The organism is Kitasatospora sp. NPDC007106 (genome assembly GCF_040634455.1).
Taxonomy (GTDB): domain Bacteria; phylum Actinomycetota; class Actinomycetes; order Streptomycetales; family Streptomycetaceae; genus Kitasatospora; species Kitasatospora arboriphila.
The window spans coordinates 1-6,363 of sequence record NZ_JBEYFP010000339.1 but is presented as its reverse complement, the minus strand read 5'-3'; the positions used below and the strand labels follow the sequence as shown (position 1 = coordinate 6,363).

Genomic DNA, 6,363 nt, shown 5'->3' with positions numbered 1-6,363 from the left:
GCCCCGCCGCGGCGGGGGCCCTCCGGTCGTGCACGGGGGAGCGGGGCGTCAGCCGCCGAACTCCTCCAGGCTCTTCTGGGCCTGGTCCAGCAGGGCCTGACGGCCCGCCAGCTCGGACTCCAGCTTGGCGACCCGGCTCGCGTTGCCGGCCGCACGGGCCTTGTCCAGGTCCGCCTGCAGCCTGTCCACGGCCTGCTGCAGCAGCCCGGTCATGCCGGCCGCGCGGGCCTTGGCCTCCGGGTTGGTGCGCTGCCACTCGGCGTCCTCGGCCTCGCGGATCGCCCGCTCGACGGCGTTCAGCCGGCCGTCCAGCTGGCCGCGGGCGGCACGCGGCACGTGGCCGATCGCCTCCCAGCGCTCGTTGACCTCGCGCAGCGCCGCCTTCGCCGCCTTGAGGTCGGTGATCGGCAGGATCGCCTCCGCCTCCAGCAGCAGCGCCTCCTTGAGCTTCTGGTTCTCGCCCTGCTCGGCGTCCCGCTCGCTGAACGCGGAGGACCGGGCCTGGAAGAAGACGTCCTGGGCGCCGCGGAACCGCGCCCACAGCTCCTCCTCCGCGTCCCGCTGCGCCCGCCCGGCCGCCTTCCACTGCGCCATCAGGTCGCGGTAGCGCGCGGCGGTGTCGCCCCACTCCGTCGAGCCGGAGAGCGCCTCGGCCTCGGCGACCAGCTTCTCCTTGGTCTGCCGGGCGTGCTCGCGCTCGTTGTCGAGCGCAGCGAAGTGCGCCTTGCGGTGCTTGGAGAACACCGAGCGGGCGTGCGAGAAGCGGTGCCACAGCTCGTCGTCGCTCTTGCGGTCCAGCCGGGGCAGGCCCTTCCAGGTCTCCACCAGGGCGCGCAGCCGGTCGCCGGCCTCCCGCCACTGGGTCGACTCGGCGAGCTGCTCGGCCTCGGCGACCAGCGCCTCCTTGGAGGAACGCGCGTCCTCCTGGGCCTTCGCGCGGGCCGCGCGCCGCTCCGCCTGGCGGGACTCGATCTCGCCGCTCAGCGTCTCGAGGCGCTTGGCGAGCGAGTCCAGGTCGCCGACCGCGTGCGCCTCGGCCACCTGGGCCTTGAGGTGGTCCAGGGCGACCTGGGCCTCCTTGGCGGCCAGGTCGGTCTTCCGGACGCGGTGCTCCAGCAGGCCGATCTCGGCCTCCAGCCCCTGGTACTTGCGCTCGAAGTACGCCAGGGCCTCCTCCGGGGAGCCGGCCTGCCAGGAGCCGACGACGCGTTCGCCCTCGGCCGTCCTGACGTACACGGTCCCCTGCTCGTCGACACGGCCCCACGGGTCGCTGCTCACAGCGCCTCCTCCAATGACGTCCCGCCCGCCGCATCGGCGTCGGCACGTCGTCCACAGTTGAATGTGCGGCGGACCGGTGGAGTCCGCCGTCCTGCCGCCGAGTGCTGCCGAGGGTGACGGCCGACGGTCAGGGCACCCTATACAACAGCAACATAGGCGACCAGCGTCGGTGCTGTCCGCATCCGGGCCGGGTGATTTCCCGGCCGATCGCGGTGACCGGACGGCCGGGAGCCGGCCGGTCACCGCCCGGAGGGATCAACCCTTCGTCGTGGTCACCGAGTTGAGGACGACGTCGGCCACCGGCGCGCCGTCGCCGCCGCCGCCCTGCACACCGCCCGCGGCGATGTTCTGCACGACGTCGAGGCCGCCCGTCACCTTGCCGAACGGCGTGTAGTTCGGCGGGAGCTGGGTGTCCTTGTAGACCAGGAAGAACTGGCTGCCGTTGGTGCCCGCGCCGGCGTTGGCCATCGCGACCGTGCCGGCCGGGTAGGTCGCGCCGGTCAGGTTCTCGTCCGCGAACTGGTAGCCGGGGCCGCCGGACCCGGTGCCCGTCGGGTCGCCGCACTGCAGCACGTAGATGCCCTCGGTGGTGAGCCGGTGGCACTTGGTGTGGTCGAAGTACTTCTCGTTCGACAGGAACGCGAAGGAGTTCACCGTGTGCGGGGCCTTCGCGGCGTCCAGCGCGATGGTGACCTTGCCGCAGCTGGTGTCCAGCGCCATCGTGTACGAGGCCTTGGTGTCCACCGTCATCGCCGGCTCGGTCTTGAACTGCTTGCCGTTCGGGGAGCCCGGGGCCGGCGTGGTGCAGCCCTTGACCGGGGTGGCCGCCGCGGTCGGCGTGGGGGCCGCGGCCGCGTCCTTCTTGTCGCCGTCCGAGCCGCCGAGCGCCCAGGCCGTACCGGCAGCCGCGACCACCGCGACGGCCACGCCCGCGCCGACCAGCACGTTGCGCTTGCGCGCCTGCTTCTGGGCCTCGGCCCGGCGCTGGATCTGGCGCTCGTACTTCTCGCGGGCGAGCTGCCGCCGCCGCTGTTCGCTGCTGACCACCGGCCGTGTCTCCTGATGAATGCTGAGGCGGGGATTGGGGGGTTCCGGTGCGGATCATCGCATCCGCAGGCGGCCAAGTGTAAGGACCCCGGGCGTAAGCACGAGATCAAACGGCTCCGCCACTGGGCTATCTGGTTCGCTCCCGGTGGCGTGCCGCCGGTAGGCTGCGGTGTGACCGGGCGGTGACACGACCGCCCGCGACCTCCCGACTCGCCGCCCGAATCGACCGAAGGACTCACGTGTTCGTCGCCGGATTTCCCGCCGGAGCCTGGGGCACCAACTGCTACCTGGTCGCACCGGCCGCCGGCGAGGAGTGCGTGATCGTCGACCCCGGCCACGAGGCCGCGCGGGGCGTCGAGGACCTCGTCCGCGAGCACCGGCTCAAGCCGGTCGCGGTGCTGCTCACCCACGGGCACATCGACCACATCGCCTCCGTGGTCCCGGTCTGCGGCGCCCGCGGCGTCCCGGCGTGGATCCACCCCGAGGACCGCTACATGATGAAGGACCCGGGCCGCGGCCTGGGCCGCTCGCTCGGGCAGCAGATCATGGGCTCGATCACCGTCGGCGAGCCGGACGACGTCCGCGAACTCACCGACGGCAGCGTGCTGGAACTCGCCGGCCTGGAGCTCACCGTCGACCACGCCCCCGGCCATACCAGGGGGTCGGTGACCTTCCGGACGCCCTCGTCGGACCAGATCCCCCCGGTCCTGTTCTCGGGCGACCTGCTGTTCGCCGGCTCCGTCGGGCGTACGGACCTCCCGGGCGGGGACAGCAAGGCGATCATGGAATCGCTGGCCCGGGTGTGCCTGCCCCTCGACGACGAGACCGTGGTCCTGTCCGGCCACGGCTCCCAGACCACCATCGGCCGCGAGCGCGCCACCAACCCGTACCTCCTGCAGGCGGCCGGTGCGCAGGACGCTCCGGCCCACCCGCGACGAGGAATGTGACGGAAGAGACGTTGAGCACCTTCTCCGCCCCCAAGGGCACCTACGACCTGCTGCCCCCGAGCTCCGCGACCTTCCTGGCGATCCGCGAGCGCCTCTCCGCGCCCGCCCGCCTGGCCGGGTACGGCTACGTCGAGACGCCGGTCTTCGAGGACGTGAAGCTCTTCTCCCGCGGTGTCGGCGAGTCCACCGACATCGTCACCAAGGAGATGTACAACCTCACCACCAAGGGCGGCGACGAGCTCGCGCTGCGCCCCGAGGGCACCGCCTCGGTGCTGCGCGCCGCCCTCCAGGCCAACCTGCACAAGCAGGGCAACCTACCGGTCAAGCTCTGGTACTCGGGCTCGTACTACCGTTACGAGCGCGCCCAGAAGGGCCGCTACCGCCAGTTCGCCCAGGTCGGCGCCGAGGCGATCGGCGCGGAGGACGCAGCGCTCGACGCCGAGCTGATCGTCCTCGCCGACGACGCCTTCCGCTCGCTCGGCCTGAGCGACTACACGCTGCTGCTCAACAGCCTCGGCGACAAGCAGTGCCGCCCGGTCTACCGCGCCGCCCTGGTCGAGTTCCTGGCCGGCCTCGACCTCGACGAGGACACCCGCCGCCGCGCGGAGATCAACCCGCTGCGCGTCCTCGACGACAAGCGCGAGTCGGTGCAGGCCCAGCTCGGCGGCGCCCCGATGCTGCGCGACTACCTCTGCGAGGACTGCAAGGCCTACGACGAGAAGGTCCGCGAGCTGCTCACCGCCAACGGCGTGGCCTTCACCGACGACCCCAAGCTCGTCCGCGGCCTGGACTACTACACCCGCACCACCTTCGAGTTCGTGCACAACGGCCTCGGCGCGCAGTCCGCGATCGGCGGCGGCGGCCGCTACGACGGGCTCTCCGAGATGATCGGCGGCCCCGCGCTGCCGTCCGTCGGCTGGGCCCTCGGGGTGGACCGCACCTACCTGGCCCTGGAGGCCGAGGGCGTCGTCCTCGACCTGCCCGCGCCGACCGCCGTCTACGCCGTCGCGCTCGGCGAGGAGGCCAAGAACGTCCTCTTCGCCAAGGTGGTCGAGCTGCGCCGCGCAGGGGTGGCCACCGACCTCGCCTTCGGCGTCAAGAGCATCAAGAACGCCATGAAGTCCGCCGACCGTTCCGGCGCCCGCTTCGCCCTGGTCGCCGGGGACCGAGATCTCGCCGCCGGGGTCGTCCAGCTCAAGGACATGACCACCGGCGAGCAGGTCCCCGTCGCCCTCGAAGCACTCGTATCCACCCTGAAGGAGAAGCAGCTGTGATCCGCACGCACGACGCGGGCACGCTCCGCGCGGAGCACGCCGGAACGACCGTCACCCTGGCCGGCTGGGTCGCCCGCCGCCGCGACCACGGCGGCGTGGCCTTCATCGACCTGCGCGACGCCTCCGGCACCGTGCAGATCGTCGTCCGCGACCTGGACTCGGTGCACGGCCTCCGCGCCGAGTACTGCGTCAAGGTCGTCGGCGAGGTCCGCGTGCGCCCCGAGGGCAACGAGAACCCCGACATCGCCACCGGCGCCGTCGAGGTCGTCGTCAGCGCGATCGAGGTGCTCTCCGAGGCCGCCCCCGTCCCGTTCCCGGTCGCCGAGTACGAGCCCGGCACGGTCAACGAGGAGGTGCGCCTGCGCTACCGCTACCTGGACCTCCGCCGCGAGGGCCCGGCCCGCGCGCTGCGCCTGCGCTCCAAGGTCAACAACATCATCCGCCGGGTGATGGAGGAGAACGACTACCTCGACATCGAGACGCCGTACCTCACCCGCTCCACCCCCGAGGGCGCCCGCGACTTCCTCGTCCCCGTCCGCCTGCAGCCCGGCCACTGGTACGCCCTGCCGCAGTCGCCCCAGCTGTTCAAGCAGCTGCTGATGGTGGCCGGCATGGAGCGCTACTACCAGATCGCCCGCTGCTTCCGCGACGAGGACTTCCGCGCCGACCGCCAGCCGGAGTTCACCCAGCTCGACATCGAGGCCTCGTTCGTCGACCAGGAGGACGTCCTGGCCCTCGGCGAGAAGATCATCGGCGCGATCTGGCGCGACGTCCACGGCTACGAGGTCCCCAACCCGCTGCCGCGGATGACCTACGCCGACGCGATGGCCCGCTACGGCTCCGACAAGCCGGACGTCCGCTTCGGCCAGGAGCTGACCGACCTCACCGAGTACTTCGCCGGCACCGAGTTCCGCGTGTTCCAGGCCCCGTACGTCGGCGCGGTCGTCATGCCCGGCGGCGCCTCGCAGCCCCGCAAGCAGCTCGACGCCTGGCAGGACTGGGCCAAGGCCCGCGGCGCCCGCGGCCTCGCCTACGTCCTCGTCGACGCCGAGACCGGCGAGCTCCGCGGCCCGGTCGCCAAGAACCTCTCCGAGGAGCACCTGGCCGGCCTTGCCGCCGCCGCCGGTGCCAAGCCCGGCGACGCGGTCTTCTTCGCCGCCGGCAAGAAGGCCCCCTCGCAGGAGCTGCTCGGCGCCGCCCGCCTGGAGATCGGCCGCCGCTGCAACCTGATCGACGAGTCCCAGTGGGCCTTCCTCTGGGTCGTCGACTTCCCGATGTTCGAGCCCATCGAGGACGACAAGGGCGAGTTCCAGGGCTGGCACGCGGTGCACCACCCCTTCACCGCGCCCACCGCCGAGTCGCTCGCCACCTTCGACACCGACCCGGGCAACGCGCTCTCCAACGCCTACGACCTGGTGCTCAACGGCTCCGAGCTGGGCGGCGGTTCGATCCGTATCCACCAGCGGGACGTCCAGAAGCGCGCGTTCGACGCGATCGGCCTCTCCGAGGAGGAGGCGACCTCGCAGTTCGGCTTCCTGCTGGACGCCTTCAACTACGGCCCGCCGCCGCACGGCGGTGTCGCCTTCGGCCTGGACCGCATCGTCACCCTCCTCGGCGGGTACGACACCATCCGTGACGTCATCGCCTTCCCGAAGACGTCCACCGGTGGCGACCCGCTGACCGGTGCCCCGACCCCGATCACCCCCGCGCAGCGCCGCGAGGCCGGGGTCGACGCCAAGCCCAAGTCGGAGACCGAGCCCAAGGCCTGACCCAGGTCGGCTACCCTGTCACGGCCCCGGTCGGTGCACCGCACCGAC

5 protein-coding genes are annotated in these 6,363 nt (G+C 72.2%); 3 read left to right on the top strand and 2 right to left on the bottom strand.

From position 1 onward, the window contains the following. Window positions 1-48: 48 nt before the first annotated feature. Together ABZ641_RS22705 and ABZ641_RS22700 are read right to left on the bottom strand one after the other, a co-directional pair. Entirely contained in the window at window positions 49-1,278 is a 1,230-nt protein-coding gene (locus tag ABZ641_RS22705; RefSeq protein WP_344624183.1) for a DUF349 domain-containing protein, read from the bottom strand. Between the two features lie 255 nt (window positions 1,279-1,533). Next, entirely contained in the window at window positions 1,534-2,325 is a 792-nt protein-coding gene (locus ABZ641_RS22700; protein ID WP_344624184.1) for a peptidylprolyl isomerase, read from the bottom strand. A 239-nt stretch (window positions 2,326-2,564) separates the two neighbouring features. Between ABZ641_RS22700 and ABZ641_RS22695 the strand changes: the two genes are divergently transcribed. From ABZ641_RS22695 to aspS, 3 genes are read left to right on the top strand one after another with little or no spacing between them, the layout of a single operon-like run. Then, a complete protein-coding gene (locus ABZ641_RS22695) occupies window positions 2,565-3,272 on the top strand; it encodes an MBL fold metallo-hydrolase (RefSeq protein ID WP_344624185.1) in 708 nt (235 codons plus the stop codon). Between the two features lie 11 nt (window positions 3,273-3,283). Then, a complete protein-coding gene (hisS, locus tag ABZ641_RS22690; protein WP_344624186.1) occupies window positions 3,284-4,546 on the top strand; it encodes a histidine--tRNA ligase in 1,263 nt (420 codons plus the stop codon). Then, the gene (gene aspS / locus ABZ641_RS22685; RefSeq protein WP_344624187.1) at window positions 4,543-6,315 is read left to right on the top strand and encodes an aspartate--tRNA ligase; all 1,773 of its coding nucleotides are present in this window, start codon (window positions 4,543-4,545) and stop codon (window positions 6,313-6,315) included. Before hisS ends, aspS begins: the two co-directional genes overlap by 4 nt. Window positions 6,316-6,363: the final 48 nt, after the last annotated feature.